Source organism: Curtobacterium sp. Arg-1, from assembly GCF_025643395.1.
Taxonomy (GTDB): domain Bacteria; phylum Actinomycetota; class Actinomycetes; order Actinomycetales; family Microbacteriaceae; genus Curtobacterium; species Curtobacterium poinsettiae.
Genome location: NZ_CP095731.1, coordinates 3,499,055 through 3,515,532, shown reverse-complemented (window position 1 = coordinate 3,515,532; position 16,478 = coordinate 3,499,055). Strand labels below are relative to the sequence as shown.

Genomic DNA, 16,478 nt, shown 5'->3' with positions numbered 1-16,478 from the left:
CCACCCGCGCGCGCTGGCCGTCGAACGCACCGCACCCGATGACGAGTGCACCACTGCTGATCCGCCGCAGGAGACCTCCGTCATGACCGCCGACACCATGAGCGTGCCCACCACACGCCGCACCACCCCGGACCCCCACCGGTCCGGGAGCCGACCCACCCGGGCGATCCGGGCCTCCAGGCCGTTCCACGCCGACCGCGAGGCGGCGCCGACCTGGATGCGCGTCGTCGGCACCGCGCTGTTCGTGGCCGGCGCCGGGCTGTCCGCCGCCGTGCTCGGCTGGCCGGGCGATGCACCCGAGGTCGCGCTCCTGGTGCCGGGACTGCTCGCCGTCGCCCTCGGACTGCTGCTCGTCCTCGCCCGTGCCGGGTTCACCGTCACCGAGCGGCACGTGACCCTGCACTTCCGTCCGCTCCCGCCGCGGCGCATCGCGCGCCGGCGGATCACCGACGTCCGTCTGGTCGAGGCGGACGCGGCCACCTACGGCGGGGTCGGCCTGCGGATCCGTCGCGGCGTGCGGGCGCTCATCCTCACGCCGGGGCTCGGGATCGAGCTCACCGACGACCGGGGGCGGGTCACGTTCGTCCGCACGCGGCGTCCCGAGGACGCGTTCCGTGCGCTGGCCGGACTGCCGGGCGGGCCGGGAGGCGCGGATCGCGTCGATCGCGAGCGTCTGGGCTGAGCAGGGGGCGCGTCCGGGCCGCACATCGGATGCGTCTCGGCTGCCTGCGCAGGGGAATGGAAGCGGCGTCCGGCGGCTTATACACGCCACTGCCGAATCCGGTCAAGCCGGGACTGGACAGCACGCCGCGGAGCGAACTATGATGACAGTTCGCGCTCCCTGGCATCCGTGTCGTCATATTTCGGTCGACGCAGAGTTCTGAGACAGAAACTCATCTCGCCCTGGTGCAGCCGGACCCGTATATGGCGGCGGGTACCGCTCACGGAGATCATCCCACACGTGCACCGACGTTCCGCGTCAGGCACGCGTCGGCGTGGTCGCAGGGCTTGCACTCTCAGGGTTCGCCGAGCGATCAATCCACTCACCTACACACTGCTCGTCAGTGTCGGCCCGACGGGGCCTACCGGAGGTCACACCCTTGGCTGCTGCGCCCAACGCATCCACCAACCCCAAGAACGGTCGCAACCACTCGCGACTCTCGTTCGCCAAGATCACGGACACCCTCACGGTTCCTGATCTGCTCGCACTCCAGACGGAGAGCTTCGACTGGCTCGTCGGCAACGACGTCTGGAAGGCCCGCCTCGCCGAAGGGCAGGAGCAGGGTCGCACCGACCTCGCGCTGCACTCGGGGCTCGAGGAGATCTTCGAGGAGATCTCCCCGATCGAGGACCTCGGCGAGACCATGCAGCTCTCGTTCACGGCTCCCGAGCTCGAGGACCCGAAGTACTCGATCGACGACTGCAAGGAGCGCGGCAAGACCTACGCCGCTCCGTTGTACGTCAACGCCGAGTTCATGAACCACATGACGGGTGAGATCAAGACGCAGACGGTCTTCATGGGCGACTTCCCGCTCATGACCGAGCGCGGCACGTTCATCATCAACGGCACCGAGCGCGTCGTCGTGTCGCAGCTCGTCCGTTCGCCCGGCGTGTACTTCGAGCGCCAGCAGGAGAAGACCTCCGACAAGGACATCTACTCGGCGCGGATCATCCCGTCGCGTGGTGCCTGGCTCGAGTTCGAGATCGACAAGCGCGACCAGGTGGGCGTGCGCATCGACCGCAAGCGCAAGCAGTCCGTGACCGTCTTCCTCAAGGCCCTCGGCCTGACGAGCGAAGAGATCATGGACGAGTTCCAGGGCTTCGCGTCGATCGAGTCGACCCTCGAGAAGGACGCCGTCCTCACGAAGGAAGAGGCGCTCAAGGACATCTACCGCAAGCTCCGCCCGGGCGAGCAGGTCGCTGCCGAGGCCGCGCGTGCGCTCCTCGACAACTTCTACTTCAACTCGAAGCGCTACGACCTGGCGAAGGTCGGCCGGTACAAGGTCAACCGCAAGCTCGGCATGGACGCCCCGCTGTCCGACTCGGTCCTCACCGTCAAGGACATCGTCGCGACGATCAAGTACCTGGTGTCGCTGCACGCCGAGCGCACCACGATCGACGGCATCCGTGACGGCGAGCCGGTGCAGCTGCGCCTCGACGTGGACGACATCGACCACTTCGGCAACCGTCGCATCCGCGCCGTCGGCGAGCTCATCCAGAACCAGGTCCGCACGGGTCTGTCCCGCATGGAGCGCGTCGTCCGCGAGCGCATGACCACGCAGGACATCGAGGCGATCACGCCCCAGACGCTCATCAACGTGCGTCCGGTCGTCGCCGCGATCAAGGAGTTCTTCGGGACCTCCCAGCTGTCGCAGTTCATGGACCAGAACAACCCGCTCGCGGGTCTGACGCACAAGCGTCGCCTGTCGGCCCTCGGCCCGGGTGGTCTGTCCCGTGAGCGTGCCGGCGTCGAGGTCCGCGACGTCCACCCGTCGCACTACGGCCGCATGTGCCCGATCGAGACCCCGGAAGGCCCGAACATCGGCCTGATCGGCTCGCTCGCGTCGTTCGGTCGGATCAACTCGTTCGGTTTCATCGAGACCCCGTACCGTCGCGTCGTCGACGGCGAGGTCACGAAGACCATCGACTACCTCACCGCTTCGGAAGAGGACGACTTCGTCGTCGCGCAGGCCAACGCCCCGCTGACGAACGACTTCCACTTCGCCGACGACAAGGTGCTCGTCCGCAAGAAGGGCGGCGAGGTCGAACTCGTCGCCAAGGGCGAGGTCGACTACATGGACGTCTCCCCGCGCCAGATGGTGTCGGTCGCGACGTCGCTCATCCCGTTCCTCGAGCACGACGACGCGAACCGCGCCCTCATGGGTGCGAACATGCAGCGTCAGGCCGTCCCGCTGCTCCGCTCCGAGTCGCCGCTCGTCGGCACCGGCATGGAGGGCTACACGGCCATCGACGCCGGCGACGTCGTCACCGCCGACAAGGCCGGTGTCGTCTCCGAGGTCTCGGCCGACGCCGTCACCCTGCAGCTCGACGAGGGCGGCACGCAGACCTACTACCTGCGCAAGTTCGACCGCTCCAACCAGGGCACGAGCTACAACCACCGCGTCATCGTCTCCGCAGGCGAGCGCGTCGAGCAGGGCGAGGTCATCGCCGACGGTCCCGCGACGGAGAACGGCGAGCTCGCGCTCGGCAAGAACCTCCTCGTCGCGTTCATGCCGTGGGAGGGCTACAACTACGAGGACGCGATGATCCTGTCGCAGAACCTCATCAAGGACGACACGCTCTCCTCGATCCACATCGAGGAGTACGAGGTCGACGCCCGCGACACCAAGCTCGGCAAGGAGGAGATCACCCGTGACCTCCCCAACGTCAGCCCGGACCTGCTGGCCGACCTCGACGAGCGCGGCATCATCCGCATCGGTGCCGAGGTCCGCCCCGGCGACATCCTCGTCGGCAAGGTCACGCCGAAGGGCGAGACCGAGCTGAGCGCCGAGGAGCGTCTGCTCCGTGCCATCTTCAACGAGAAGTCGCGCGAAGTCCGCGACACCTCGCTCAAGGTGCCCCACGGTGAAGAGGGCACGATCATCGGCGTCAAGGTGTTCGACTCGCAGGACGGCGACGACGAGCTCGGCTCGGGCGTCAACCAGCGCGTGGTCGTCTACATCGCCCAGAAGCGCAAGATCACCGCGGGTGACAAGCTCGCCGGTCGTCACGGCAACAAGGGCGTCATCTCGACCATCCTCCCGGTCGAGGACATGCCGTTCCTCGCCGACGGCACCCCCGTCGACATCGTCCTCAACCCGCTCGGCGTCCCCGGCCGCATGAACTTCGGCCAGGTGCTCGAGATCCACCTCGGGTGGCTCGCCAAGCAGGGCTGGAACGTCGAGGGCATCCAGGAGTGGGCCGAGAACCTGCCGGAGGCAGCGCACAGCGCCGAGCCCGGCACCAAGGTCGCCACCCCGGTGTTCGACGGTGCGTACGAGCGCGAGATCGAGGGCCTCCTCGACTCGACCCTCCCGAACCGCGACGGCGAGCGCCTGATCGGCTCGTCCGGCAAGGCGCAGCTCTTCGACGGCCGCTCCGGCGAGCCGTTCCCGGAGCCCGTCTCGGTCGGCTACATGTACATCCTCAAGCTGCACCACCTGGTCGACGACAAGATCCACGCGCGTTCGACCGGTCCGTACTCGATGATCACGCAGCAGCCGCTGGGTGGTAAGGCGCAGTTCGGTGGACAGCGATTCGGTGAGATGGAGGTGTGGGCGCTCGAAGCGTACGGCGCCGCCTACGCCCTCCAGGAGCTCCTGACGATCAAGTCCGACGACATCCTCGGCCGCGTGAAGGTCTACGAGGCGATCGTCAAGGGCGAGAACATCCAGGAGCCCGGTATCCCCGAGTCCTTCAAGGTCCTCATGAAGGAGATGCAGTCGCTCTGCCTGAACGTCGAGGTCCTCTCGGCCGACGGCCAGGCGGTCAGCCTGCGCGACAACGATGACGAGGTCTTCCGCGCTGCGGAGGAGCTGGGCATCAACATCTCCTCGCGGTTCGAGTCGTCCTCCGTCGACGACATCTGATCCCGCCCGTACATCGAAGCCTGAATCAGCAAGAGAGAAGAACATTGCTCGAAGCAACTTCCTTTGACGCCATTCGGATCGGCCTCGCAACCGCCGAGGACATCCGTCAGTGGTCGTACGGCGAGGTCAAGAAGCCGGAGACCATCAACTACCGCACCCTGAAGCCCGAGAAGGACGGTCTGTTCGGCGAGCAGATCTTCGGTCCTTCCCGCGACTGGGAGTGCGCCTGTGGCAAGTACAAGCGTGTCCGGTTCAAGGGCATCGTCTGCGAGCGCTGCGGCGTCGAGGTCACCAAGTCCTCGGTCCGTCGTGAGCGCATGGGCCACATCGAGCTCGCTGCCCCCGTCACGCACATCTGGTACTTCAAGGGCGTCCCGTCGCGCCTCGGGTACCTCCTCGACATGGCGCCGAAGGACCTCGAGAAGGTCATCTACTTCGCGGCGTACATGATCATCGACATCGATGAAGAGGGCCGTCACGCGGACATGCCGGGTCTCGAGAACGAGATGCGTCTCGAGATCAAGACCCTCGAGGGCCAGCGCGACTCGATCATCGCCGACCGCCTCAAGAAGCTCGAGGACGACCTCGCAGCCCTTGAGGAAGAGGGTGCGAAGGCCGACGTCAAGCGCCGCACCAAGGACACCGCCGAGAAGGAGATGTCCCAGGTCCGCAAGTCGTTCGACGAGGACATCACCCGTCTCGAGCGTGTGTGGGAGGACTTCCGCAACCTCAAGGTGGGCGACCTCAAGCCCGAGGACGCCGTCTTCCACGAGCTCCAGGACCGGTTCGGGATCTACTTCGACGCCTACATGGGCGCCGAGGCGATCAAGCTCCGGCTCGAGGCGTTCGACCTGGCCGCCGAGGCCGAGGCGCTGCGTCTGCAGATCGCCGAGGGCAAGGGCCAGAAGAAGATCCGTGCGATCAAGCGTCTGCGCGTCGTCAGCTCCTTCCTCGCCACCGGCAACTCGCCGGCGGCGATGGTGCTCGGCGTCGTGCCGGTCATCCCGCCGGAGCTGCGCCCGATGGTGCAGCTCGACGGTGGCCGGTTCGCCACGTCGGACCTCAACGACCTCTACCGTCGTGTGATCAACCGCAACAACCGTCTCCGCCGCCTGCTCGACCTCGGTGCTCCCGAGATCATCGTGAACAACGAGAAGCGCATGCTGCAGGAAGCCGTCGACGCGCTGTTCGACAACGGTCGTCGTGGACGTCCGGTCACGGGTACCGGCAACCGCGCCCTGAAGTCCCTGAGCGACATGCTCAAGGGCAAGCAGGGTCGTTTCCGCCAGAACCTGCTCGGCAAGCGTGTCGACTACTCGGGCCGTTCGGTCATCATCGTCGGCCCGCAGCTGAAGCTGCACCAGTGCGGTCTGCCCAAGCAGATGGCGCTCGAGCTCTTCAAGCCGTTCGTCATCAAGCGCCTGATCGACCTGTCGCACGCGCAGAACATCAAGTCGGCCAAGCGCATGGTCGAGCGTTCGCGTCCGCAGGTGTGGGACGTGCTCGAGGAGATCATCCGCGAGCGCCCCGTCCTGCTGAACCGTGCGCCGACGCTGCACCGTCTGGGCATCCAGGCGTTCGAGCCGCAGCTCGTCGAGGGCAAGGCCATCCAGCTCCACCCGCTCGTCTGTGCTGCGTTCAACGCGGACTTCGACGGTGACCAGATGGCCGTGCACCTGCCGCTGTCGGTCGAGGCCCAGGCCGAGGCACGCATCCTGATGCTCGCCTCGAACAACATCCTGAAGCCGTCCGACGGCCGCCCGGTGACCCTGCCCGCACAGGACATGATCATCGGTCTGCACCACCTCACGACCGTCCGCGAGGGCGCCGTGGGCGAGGGCCGTGCGTTCTCGTCGGTGGCCGAGGCGATCCTGGCGAACGACCAGCACACGCTGCACCTCAACGCGATGGTGAAGATCCGCATGACGGGTGTCCACTTCGCCGAGGGTGAAGCCCCCGAGGGCTACGAGCAGGGCGACACGCTGCTGCTCGAGACGACCCTGGGCCGTGCGCTCTTCAACGAGACCCTGCCGGCGAACTACCCGTTCGTCCAGAAGGTCACCGACAAGGGCGTGCTCTCCGCGATCGTCAACGACCTCGCCGAGCGCTACTCCAAGACCGAGACGGCCGCTGCGCTGGACCGGATCAAGGACGCCGGCTTCTACTGGGGCACCCGCTCCGGTGTGACCGTCGCCCTGTCGGACGTCGTGACGCCTCCTCGCAAGAAGGAGATCATCGCGGGCTACGAGATCCAGGCCGCCAAGGTGCAGGGCGAGTTCGACAAGGGTCTGATCACCGACTCCGAGCGTCGCGCCGACCTGATCAAGATCTGGACCGAGGCCACCAACGAGATCGCACAGGAGATGCGGGACAACTTCCCCGTCGACAACACGATCAACCGCATGGTGTCGTCCGGTGCTCGTGGTAACTGGCTGCAGGTCCGCAACATCGCCGGTATGCGTGGTCTGGTGAACAACCCGAAGGGCGAGATCATCGCCCGCCCGATCATCAACTCGTACCGCGAGGGCCTGACCGTGGCGGAGTAGCTTCATCGCCACGCACGGTGCTCGCAAGGGTCTGGCCGACACGGCGCTCCGTACGGCCGACTCCGGCTACCTGACCCGTCGTCTCGTCGACGTCTCCCAGGACGTCATCATCCGCGAGGACGACTGCGGTACGACGCGTGGCCTCGAGCTGCCGATCGCGACCGTGGACGCCGACGGCAAGCTCGTCCGCGACCCGCGCGTCGAGAACACCGTGTACTCCCGCACCCTGGCCACCGAGGCCGTGGACGCCAAGGGCACGGTCGTTGCAGAGGCCGGTGAGGACGTCGGTGACGTGCTCCTCGAGAAGCTGCTGGCAGCCGGTGTCGAGAGCATCAAGGTGCGCTCGGTCCTGACCTGCGAGTCGGCCGTCGGTGTCTGCGCGAAGTGCTACGGCCGTTCGCTCGCCACCGGCAACCTGGTCGACATCGGTGAGGCAGTCGGCATCATCGCCGCGCAGTCCATCGGTGAGCCCGGTACCCAGCTGACGATGCGTACCTTCCACACGGGTGGTTCGGCCTCGGCCGACGACATCACCCAGGGTCTGCCGCGTGTCACGGAGCTCTTCGAGGCCCGTACGCCCAAGGGCGCGTCCCCGATCGCCGAGGCCCCCGGCCGCGTCGTCGTCGAGGACACGGACAAGGGCCGTCGGATCATCCTGACGCCGGACAACGGCGACGAGCCGTTCATCTACCCGGTGCTCAAGCGTGCGACGCTCCTCATCGAGGACAACCAGCACGTCGAGCTCGGCGAGCAGTTCATCGCCGGCACCGTCGACCCGAAGGAAGTCCTCCGGGTCAAGGGTGTCCGAGAGGTCCAGAAGCACCTGGTCAACGGTGTGCAGGACGTCTACGGCTCGCAGGGTGTGCCGATCCACGACAAGCACATCGAGGTCATCGTCCGCCAGATGCTCCGCAAGGTCACCGTCGTCGACCACGGCGACACCGACCTGCTGCCGGGTGAGCTCGTCGACCGGTCGCGCTACAACGCGCTGAACCGTGCGGCGCTGCAGGAGGGTCGCAAGACCGCCTCGGCTCGCCAGGAGGTCATGGGCATCACGAAGGCGTCCCTCGCGACCGAGTCGTGGCTGTCCGCCGCTTCCTTCCAGGAGACCACCCGCGTGCTCACGCAGGCGGCCATGGAGGGCAAGCAGGACCACCTCGTCGGCCTCAAGGAGAACGTCATCATCGGTAAGCTCATCCCTGCCGGGACGGGCCTCAGCCGGTACCGTGACGTGGACGTGAACGCGACCGAAGAGGCGAAGGCGGAGCGGTACCCCAACCGCATCTTCGCTGACGACTCGTCGTTCTCGGACGCCGACCTGAGCTTCGTCGACTTCGACAGCTTCTCGTCGGACGACTTCACGCCGGGCACGTACAACTGAGCCTGATGTGATCCCACGAAGGCCCCGTCTCCGCAAGGAGGCGGGGCCTTCGTCGTGTCGTCACCACGTGACGGCCTGGAGGCACGGTGCCCGGCCGCCACGGGCCTCCCGTCCGCCGTGGGGTCGCGGCTAGAGCGCGCGGCCCGCGCCGTTGTCGCGGCCGGAGCCGCGACCGGTCTCGTCGACCAGCGAGAACAGGCTCAGCACGTTGCCGTCGGGGTCGCGGACGTCGAACCAGTCGACCGCGCCGTCGACGCACTCGACGGGGCCGATGTCGATGCCGAGCGCGCCGATGCGTGCGTGCTGCGCGGCGACGTCGTCGACGCCGAAGCGGACGCTGACCGGGTTCTCCTCGGCCTGTTCGTCGACGTAGAGCTGGATCCAGATGCCGCCGACCTCGTACTCGGCGACGCCGTCCTCGGGTTCGAGGTCCGGCTCGGTGCGCTCGAAGACCGCGCCGTACCAGAGGCAGGACGCCTCGATGTCGGTGACGGGCAGCCCCACGGTCACGCTCGTGATGTCCATGTCTCATCATGTGCCCGGGCGGGGGCGCGCGTCGAGAGGGATTCCGCTGCCTCGCGCTGTCCGGCCCGTGTCGACCTGGTGTCGTTCGTCGCGGTGTTCCTCCACAGGCGGCATCGCGCCGATGTCCTCCACCGACTGCCGGTCTGAGGCCACGGAGCGGTCCGCGGTCCGTGAGGCTGGTCGTCATGTGCACCCGAACGACCGCAGCGAGACCGCACCGACGGCACCCCGACGGGGAGGTGACCGGCACCGTGTCCACCTCGGCGCTGCCCCTCGTCACCGCGTTGGTCGGTCTGCTCGGTCTCGCGATCGGGTCGCTCCTGAACGTCGTCGTGCACCGCATCCCCGCCCGGCTGTCGGTCGTCGCCCCGGCCAGCTCCTGCCCCGGCTGCGGCCACGAGATCCGGGGGCGCGACAACGTGCCGGTGGTGTCCTGGCTCCTCCTGCGTGCCCGGTGCCGTCACTGCGACGCGCCCGTCTCGGCTCGGTACCCGCTCGTCGAGGCCGCCACGGGCCTCCTGTTCGTCGCGGTGACCGTGCTCTCGGTCCTCGCACCGTGGTCGACGTCGGCGGCACCGGACGGTGTTCCCGGAACGATCCACGCGGCGACCCTGCTCGTCGCGCTCCTGTACCTGATGGCGATCAGCATCTCGTTGACGCTCATCGACCTCGACACCCACACCCTGCCGAACCGGATCGTGCTGCCGGCGTACATCGTGTTGCCCGTGCTCCTGCTCGTGGCATCGGCGGTGTCCGGGGACTGGGGCGCCGCGGTCCGCGGGATCGTCGGTCTCGTCGTCCTCGGCGGTGTCTACCTCTTGCTCGCGCTGGCGGTCCTCGGCGGGATGGGACTCGGGGACGTGAAGCTCGCCGGCGTGCTCGGTCTCGTGCTGGCGTACCTCGGATGGGGACCCCTCGCGGTGGGTTCTTCCGCCGCGTTCCTGCTCGGCGGTACCTTCGCAGTCGTCCTCCTGGCCGTGCGCCGGGCGGGCCGCCGGAGCGGGATCCCGTTCGGCCCCTGGATGCTCGCGGGTGCCTGGCTCGGCATCGCCGTCGGTGCGCCCGCGTGGGATGGCTACCTGCGCCTGCTCGGACTCGCCTGACGCCTCGTCACGCGCTGCCTCACCAGACCGACCCGAAGACGGTCACGGGGAAGGACCGCCCATGTCGAAGAGCATCGTCGGCGTCGACATCGGCGCCGCCGCGATCCGTTCCGTCGAGGTGCAGGACGCGGACCGGGTGAGATCGACGATCCTGCGGTTCGCCGAGGTGCCGGTACCCGTCGGCGCGACGAAACAGGGCGAGGTGCTCGAACCGAACACCGTGGCGGGCGCACTCCGCCAGCTCTGGTCGATCGGGCGCTTCCGCTCGAAGGACGTGACGACGGACGCAGGCGGCACCGCGGCGGGCTGATCCGACCCGCACGGACCGGTGTCGGCCGCGCCACGCCGACATCACTTCCGCGACGCCCGTCGCGGAGATTACGATGCTCACGGCGCCGTGTCCGCGGCTGCTCATCCCCTCTCGAACGGTCGGCTCGAATCGGCCGTTCCTCGTCGTGCCCGGAGTCGCGCGTGTTGGTCGGAATCGTGGAGTTCCTCGGTTGGTTCGGGGCGGTAACCGTCCTTGCTGGTTACATCTTGTTCTCCACGGGCAGGATCCCGAACGGTCCGCTCTACCAGTTGCTCAACCTGGTCGGCGGCCTCGCGGTGGCCGTCAACGTCGCGGCCCACCACGCCGTCCCCTCGACGATCGTCAACGGCATCTGGGCGATCGTCGCCGTCGTCGTCCTGGTGAAGATGCTCCGTGCGCGTCGCGCGGCGAAGCGCGACGGGTCCGCTGCGGCCGAGCCGCCGGTCCTGCACGCGGAGCCGCCGGCCACGACCGGGGTCCTGCCGGTCATCGGGCCGGCGCTGCGCGACCACGAGCCGGAGGGGGCCGGCGAGACGGACGCGACCACGGGCCTCCAGCAGGTCGACCTGGCGGACGCGACGGTCGCGACGGACCCGACCCGCCCGACGACGTCGGATCTCGTGCCCGCGACGGTGCCGGAGGCGCCCGCCCCGATGACGGAGACCGTCCCGATCATCACGGCGACCATCGCGCTCGCCCTGGTCGCCGCAGCGCAGGAGCAGTCCGACCGTGCGCACGCCGACGACACGGACCACGCCGAACCCGCTCGCTGACCAGCCGGTCGGCGATACGATCGGCCCATGTCCCGGTGGCTGATCGCGACGATGACGTCGATCCTCTTCATCGCGCTCGTGATCGCCGTCACGGGCTTCGAAGCCCTGCTCGCCGACGTCGAGGTCATCTCGCAGCCCGACGCCACCCCGTACCTCGGGCCCGCGATGGTGGTCGGCGGCGCGGTGGTCGTCTTCCTGGCGACCGCGGCGGGTGTCCGCGACGGCAACCCCGGGGTGACCGCCCTCGTCGCGGCGGCGACCGTCTACCTGGTCATGCTCGGCGTCGGAGCCGTGGGCTACGCACTCGTCCGCTCGGACGCGACCGAGCTCCTCGTCTTCCCCGCGGGATACGCCCTCGGCCCGTTCGTGGTCGGTTCCGTCGTGGTGGCGCTCCTGTCGGTGCTCGGCGGGATCGCGACGGCTCGCCACCAGGCGCGGACCGCGGGCGGCTCGGTCGCGACCGACGGGACGCACGCGACCAGCGGTGCGGACGGGTCGGGCGGGCTCTCCGGGCACAACCGGACGAACGCGGGCGAGGGACCCGCCGAGCGGTAGTCTTCGGACAGCACGACGCACACCAAACGGGGGAACGATGAGCGACCAGCACGCGCAGGATCCGGACCAGCAGGGCGGCTGGGGTGCCGTCCCGCCGGTGGCATCGATCCGTGGCACCGACGGCACGTCCGCCGCAGCCGGCCAGACGGTCGGCCCTGGTCCTGCGGTCGGTCCCGGCGCCGGCTTCGCCGGAGCGCCCGGCGCCGGCTTCGCCGGAGCGCCCGGCGCCGGCTTCGCCGGAGCGCCCGGGCCGGTGCCGCAGCGTCCCCGCCGGAAGCTCCGCCGCGGGCCGCTCATCGGGATCATCTCGGGTGGCACCGCCGTCGTCCTGCTGCTCGTCGCCGGGGTCGTCGGGTACTCGGTCGGTTCCGCCTCGCACTCGGCCGACCGCCCCGTGCGGGCGTTCCTCGACGACCTGACGGCCGGACGCGTGGCCGACGCCCTCGACGACGCGGGCATCGAACGTGGGAAGTCCGACGTGCTGCTCGGTGACGCCGCCTACGCGAAGGCATCGGACAAGGTCACCGGGTACCGCGTCGCCGCGACGCGGACGGACGGCGACACCGCGACCGTCCGGGCGTACCTGCGCCAGGGTGGCCAGGACGTCGCCGCGACCTTCACGCTCGACAAGACCGGGACCGACTGGGGTGTGTTCCCGGTCTGGGAGCTCCAGGCCCCCGAGCTCGGCTCGGTCGACGTCGCCGTGCGCGGACCGTCCGGTGCGTCGGTCACGGTCGCAGGCCGGAACGTGCGGACCGCGAAGGACGGCACGGTGAGCCTCCGCGCGCTGCCCGGTACCTACGACGTCGCCTTCGACGGCGGCAAGTGGACCACGGCACGTGGTGGATCGGCGGACGTCAGCGGGTTCGGCCGGACGACGTCGACCCCGGTGCAGATGACGACCACCCTCACGACCGCGGGGCAGCAGGCCGCCAAGCGAGCGGTGGACGACTGGGTGGACGGCTGCATCGCCTCCACCGACGCCGCGCCGGCCGGCTGCAGCTTCTACGCGTACGGCCAGAACCCCGCGTACACCTACACGAACCAGAAGTGGACGCTCGAGACGCGGCCGACGGTCCGGGTCGGCAGCTGGACGACGAACGGCTGGTTGATCACGACGACCACGTTCGGGCGGGCGAAGTACACGGCGGACATCTCGGGTGCCGCCGGCACCGGAACGGCGTCCGCGGGGCCGCTCAACGTCAACGCGAGCGGGTACGTCACCGGCTTCTCGAGCGACGGTGCGACGTTCCGCTCGGCGGTGGGCAACGGCTCGTCCGACACCGGCTCATGACGGTGTCGGTTCCCGGGGTGACCCGGATTGATTTCGTCCCGTTCCGCGGGTAGTCTCTACCGGGTGTGCGCCCTCGGGCGCGCCCGAAAAGTCCGGCGAGCGGGATCGCCCAGCCGGACCACTCCGTCCCCCACTCGAACACCCGCCGTCCGGCGGTGATCAGCGTGGGACGAGGAAGCCGGCGGAACGCGCCGGCCAGAGAGCACGAGCGAAGAACCAGGAGAACAGTTGCCTACTATTCAGCAGCTGGTTCGCAAGGGTCGTACGCCGAAGGTCACCAAGACCAAGGCGCCCGCCCTGAAGGCGAACCCCCAGCAGCGTGGTGTGTGCACCCGCGTCTACACCACCACCCCCAAGAAGCCGAACTCGGCACTGCGCAAGGTCGCTCGTGTCAAGCTCTCGAACGGCACCGAGGTCACGGCCTACATCCCCGGTGAGGGCCACAACCTCCAGGAGCACTCGATGGTGCTCGTCCGCGGCGGTCGTGTGAAGGACCTCCCGGGTGTGCGGTACAAGATCATCCGTGGCGCCCTGGACACCCAGGCAGTCAAGAACCGTAAGCAGGCTCGCAGCCGCTACGGTGCGAAGAAGGGTTGAGTTAGATGCCTCGTAAGGGTCCCGCTCCCAAGCGTCCCGTCGTCGCCGACCCGGTCTACGGTGCGCCGATCGTCAGCCAGCTCGTCAACAAGATCCTGCTCGACGGCAAGAAGGGCCTCGCTGAGCGCATCGTCTACGGTGCACTCGAGGGCGTTTCCGCCAAGAACCAGCAGGACGCCGTCGTGACGCTGAAGAAGGCGCTCGACAACGTCCGTCCGACCCTCGAGGTCCGCAGCCGCCGTGTCGGTGGCTCGACCTACCAGGTCCCGGTCGAGGTCAAGCCGCACCGCGCGAACACCCTCGCGCTCCGTTGGCTCACCTCGTACGCCAAGGCCCGTCGCGAGAAGACGATGACCGAGCGTCTCATGAACGAGATCCTCGACGCGTCCAACGGCCTCGGTGCCGCGGTCAAGCGCCGCGAGGACACGCACAAGATGGCCGAGTCGAACAAGGCCTTCGCCCACTACCGCTGGTAGTCCCGGCACCGTCCGGGCGCCGGTGGTCAAGAACCCCGGCGCCCGGACGGCCGCCAACCTCTCCTACAACTCTTCCGGAGGAACCCTGTGGCACAGGACGTGCTCACCGACCTGAACAAGGTCCGCAACATCGGCATCATGGCGCACATCGATGCCGGCAAGACCACGACGACCGAGCGCATCCTGTTCTACACGGGCATCACGCACAAGATCGGTGAGGTCCACGACGGCGCTGCCACGATGGACTGGATGGCGCAGGAGCAGGAGCGCGGCATCACGATCACGTCGGCCGCGACGACCTGCTTCTGGGACAACAACCAGATCAACATCATCGACACCCCCGGTCACGTGGACTTCACGGTCGAGGTGGAGCGTTCGCTCCGCGTCCTCGACGGTGCCGTCGCCGTGTTCGACGGGAAAGAGGGCGTCGAGCCCCAGTCCGAGACCGTCTGGCGTCAGGCCGACAAGTACGAAGTCCCGCGCATCTGCTTCGTCAACAAGATGGACAAGCTGGGCGCCGACTTCTACTACACCGTCGACACCATCGTGAACCGCCTCGGCGCGGAGCCCCTCGTGCTCCAGCTGCCGATCGGTTCCGAGAGCTCGTTCGAAGGCGTCGTCGACCTCGTCCAGATGCGTGCACTCACCTGGCGCGGCGACGCCAAGGGTGACGTCGCGATGGGCGCGAAGTACGAGATCGAAGAGATCCCGGCCGACCTGCAGGACCGTGCCGCCGAGTACCGCGAGAAGCTCATCGAGCGCGTGGCCGAGGCGGACGACGTCCTCATGGAGCGCTACCTCGAGGGCGACACCGACTTCTCGGTCGCCGAGATCAAGGCAGCGATCCGTGCCCTCACGGTGAGCAGCACGCTCTACCCGGTCCTCTGCGGTTCCGCGTTCAAGAACCGTGGTGTCCAGCCGATGCTCGACGCCGTCATCGACTACCTCCCGTCCCCGCTCGACGTGCCGCCGATGATCGGCCACGACGTCAAGGACGAGGAGAAGGAGATCATCCGCAAGCCCGACGCGACCGAGCCGTTCTCGGCGCTCGCGTTCAAGGTCGCGGTGCACCCCTTCTTCGGTCGTCTGACCTACGTGCGCGTCTACTCCGGCTCGATCGAGTCCGGTGCCCAGGTCATCAACTCGACCAAGGGCAAGAAGGAGCGCATCGGCAAGATCTTCCAGATGCACTCCAACAAGGAGAACCCGGTCGCCAACGTGACCGCTGGCCACATCTACGCGGTCATCGGCCTCAAGGACACCACCACCGGTGACACCCTGTGCGACCCGACCAACCAGGTCGTCCTCGAGTCGATGACGTTCCCGGAGCCGGTCATCGAGGTCGCCATCGAGCCGAACACGAAGGCTGACCAGGAGAAGCTCTCCACGGCCATCCAGAAGCTCGCCGAAGAGGACCCGACGTTCCGCGTCGAGCTCAACGCCGAGACCGGTCAGACGACGATCAAGGGCATGGGCGAGCTCCACCTCGACATCCTCGTCGACCGCATGAAGCGCGAGTTCCACGTCGAGGCGAGCGTCGGCAAGCCCCAGGTGGCCTACCGCGAGACGCTCACCAAGATCGTCGAGCGCTACGACTACACCCACAAGAAGCAGACCGGTGGCTCCGGTCAGTTCGCGAAGGTGCAGATCGCGCTCGAGCCGATGGAGGTCACGAGCGAGAAGGTCTACGAGTTCGTCAACGCGACCTCCGGTGGCCGTGTCCCGCGTGAGTACATCCCGTCGGTCGACGCCGGTATCCAGGACGCCATGCAGGTCGGCATCCTCGCGGGCTACCCGACCGTCGGCGTGAAGGCCATCCTCAAGGACGGCGCGGCGCACGACGTCGACTCGTCCGAGATGGCGTTCAAGATCGCCGGCTCGATCGCCTACAAGGAAGCGGCTCGCAAGGCCGGTCCGGCGATCCTCGAGCCGATCATGGCCGTCGAGGTCCGTACTCCTGAGGAGTACATGGGCGACGTCATCGGTGACCTGAACTCCCGTCGTGGCCAGATCGCCTCGATGGAGGACGCCTCGGGCGTCAAGGTGGTCCGCGCGAGCGTGCCGCTGTCCGAGATGTTCGGCTACGTCGGCGACCTGCGGTCGAAGACCTCTGGTCGTGCGGTCTACTCGATGACCTTCGAGACCTACAGCCAGGTCCCGGCCAAGGTCGCCGAGGAGATCATCGCGAAGAACGCGGGGGAGTAGCGCTCAGCGCTTCTCCACAGGCGGGGGCGCCCGGCGACGGGCCCCTCGCCACCAAGTAAAGTACAGACACACACCGCGCACCAACGGTCCCGAGCCCATCCAGGGCCGGCCGGGGGTGACGCTT

Annotated in this window: 11 protein-coding genes and 1 pseudogene; 11 read left to right on the top strand and 1 reads right to left on the bottom strand. The window is 68.1% G+C overall.

The features are described 5' to 3' along the window. Nucleotides 1-82 precede the first annotated feature (82 nt). The 3 genes and pseudogenes from MXD64_RS16835 (at nucleotide 83) to rpoC (ending at nucleotide 8,516) form a co-directional block, all read left to right on the top strand. Entirely contained in the window at nucleotides 83-682 is a 600-nt protein-coding gene (locus MXD64_RS16835; protein ID WP_017885549.1) for a hypothetical protein, read from the top strand. Nucleotides 683-1,100: 418 nt separating this feature from the next. Next, nucleotides 1,101-4,589, top strand: coding sequence for a DNA-directed RNA polymerase subunit beta (gene rpoB, locus MXD64_RS16830; RefSeq protein WP_017885548.1), 3,489 nt, complete (start codon nucleotides 1,101-1,103; stop codon nucleotides 4,587-4,589). Between the two features lie 44 nt (nucleotides 4,590-4,633). Then, nucleotides 4,634-8,516 (top strand): annotated as a pseudogene (gene rpoC / locus MXD64_RS16825) (DNA-directed RNA polymerase subunit beta'). Nucleotides 8,517-8,645: 129 nt separating this feature from the next. Here the strand turns inward: rpoC and MXD64_RS16820 are convergent. Further along, a complete protein-coding gene (locus MXD64_RS16820; RefSeq protein ID WP_017885546.1) occupies nucleotides 8,646-9,041 on the bottom strand; it encodes a VOC family protein in 396 nt (131 codons plus the stop codon). A 239-nt stretch (nucleotides 9,042-9,280) separates the two neighbouring features. Here MXD64_RS16820 and MXD64_RS16815 point away from each other — a divergent pair, with 239 nt between their 5' ends. From MXD64_RS16815 to fusA, 8 genes are all read left to right on the top strand, one after another. Beyond that, nucleotides 9,281-10,144: a prepilin peptidase gene (locus MXD64_RS16815; protein ID WP_263136835.1), complete on the top strand. Its 864-nt coding sequence runs from the start codon at nucleotides 9,281-9,283 to the stop codon at nucleotides 10,142-10,144. A gap of 61 nt (nucleotides 10,145-10,205) precedes the next feature. Next, complete coding sequence (locus MXD64_RS16810; RefSeq protein WP_194589990.1) at nucleotides 10,206-10,454, top strand: hypothetical protein; 249 nt, start codon at nucleotides 10,206-10,208, stop codon at nucleotides 10,452-10,454. Between the two features lie 161 nt (nucleotides 10,455-10,615). Continuing rightward, nucleotides 10,616-11,227: a CBU_0592 family membrane protein gene (locus tag MXD64_RS16805; RefSeq protein ID WP_194589991.1), complete on the top strand. Its 612-nt coding sequence runs from the start codon at nucleotides 10,616-10,618 to the stop codon at nucleotides 11,225-11,227. Nucleotides 11,228-11,254: 27 nt separating this feature from the next. Then, the gene (locus MXD64_RS16800) at nucleotides 11,255-11,782 is read left to right on the top strand and encodes a DUF6121 family protein (protein ID WP_042537507.1); all 528 of its coding nucleotides are present in this window, start codon (nucleotides 11,255-11,257) and stop codon (nucleotides 11,780-11,782) included. Between the two features lie 37 nt (nucleotides 11,783-11,819). Then, nucleotides 11,820-13,076, top strand: a complete 1,257-nt coding sequence (locus tag MXD64_RS16795; RefSeq protein WP_263136832.1) for a hypothetical protein — start codon at nucleotides 11,820-11,822, stop codon at nucleotides 13,074-13,076. A 228-nt stretch (nucleotides 13,077-13,304) separates the two neighbouring features. Then, a complete protein-coding gene (rpsL, locus tag MXD64_RS16790; RefSeq protein ID WP_017885540.1) occupies nucleotides 13,305-13,673 on the top strand; it encodes a 30S ribosomal protein S12 in 369 nt (122 codons plus the stop codon). A 5-nt stretch (nucleotides 13,674-13,678) separates the two neighbouring features. Beyond that, the gene (rpsG, locus tag MXD64_RS16785) at nucleotides 13,679-14,149 is read left to right on the top strand and encodes a 30S ribosomal protein S7 (RefSeq protein WP_017885539.1); all 471 of its coding nucleotides are present in this window, start codon (nucleotides 13,679-13,681) and stop codon (nucleotides 14,147-14,149) included. Between the two features lie 87 nt (nucleotides 14,150-14,236). Beyond that, a complete protein-coding gene (fusA, locus tag MXD64_RS16780) occupies nucleotides 14,237-16,354 on the top strand; it encodes an elongation factor G (RefSeq protein ID WP_017885538.1) in 2,118 nt (705 codons plus the stop codon). The last annotated feature ends 124 nt before the right edge of the window (nucleotides 16,355-16,478 follow it).

Excerpts from the sequence above, each read along its gene's own strand:
- MXD64_RS16800 (WP_042537507.1), top strand. The coding sequence starts at position 11,255 with ATGTCCCGGTGGCTGATCGCGACGATGACGTCGATCCTCTTCATCGCG.
- MXD64_RS16795 (WP_263136832.1), top strand. The coding sequence starts at position 11,820 with ATGAGCGACCAGCACGCGCAGGATCCGGACCAGCAGGGCGGCTGGGGT.
- MXD64_RS16810 (WP_194589990.1), top strand. The coding sequence starts at position 10,206 with ATGTCGAAGAGCATCGTCGGCGTCGACATCGGCGCCGCCGCGATCCGT.
- MXD64_RS16820 (WP_017885546.1), bottom strand. The coding sequence starts at position 9,041 with ATGGACATCACGAGCGTGACCGTGGGGCTGCCCGTCACCGACATCGAG.
- MXD64_RS16835 (WP_017885549.1), top strand. The coding sequence starts at position 83 with ATGACCGCCGACACCATGAGCGTGCCCACCACACGCCGCACCACCCCG.
- rpsG (WP_017885539.1), top strand. The coding sequence starts at position 13,679 with ATGCCTCGTAAGGGTCCCGCTCCCAAGCGTCCCGTCGTCGCCGACCCG.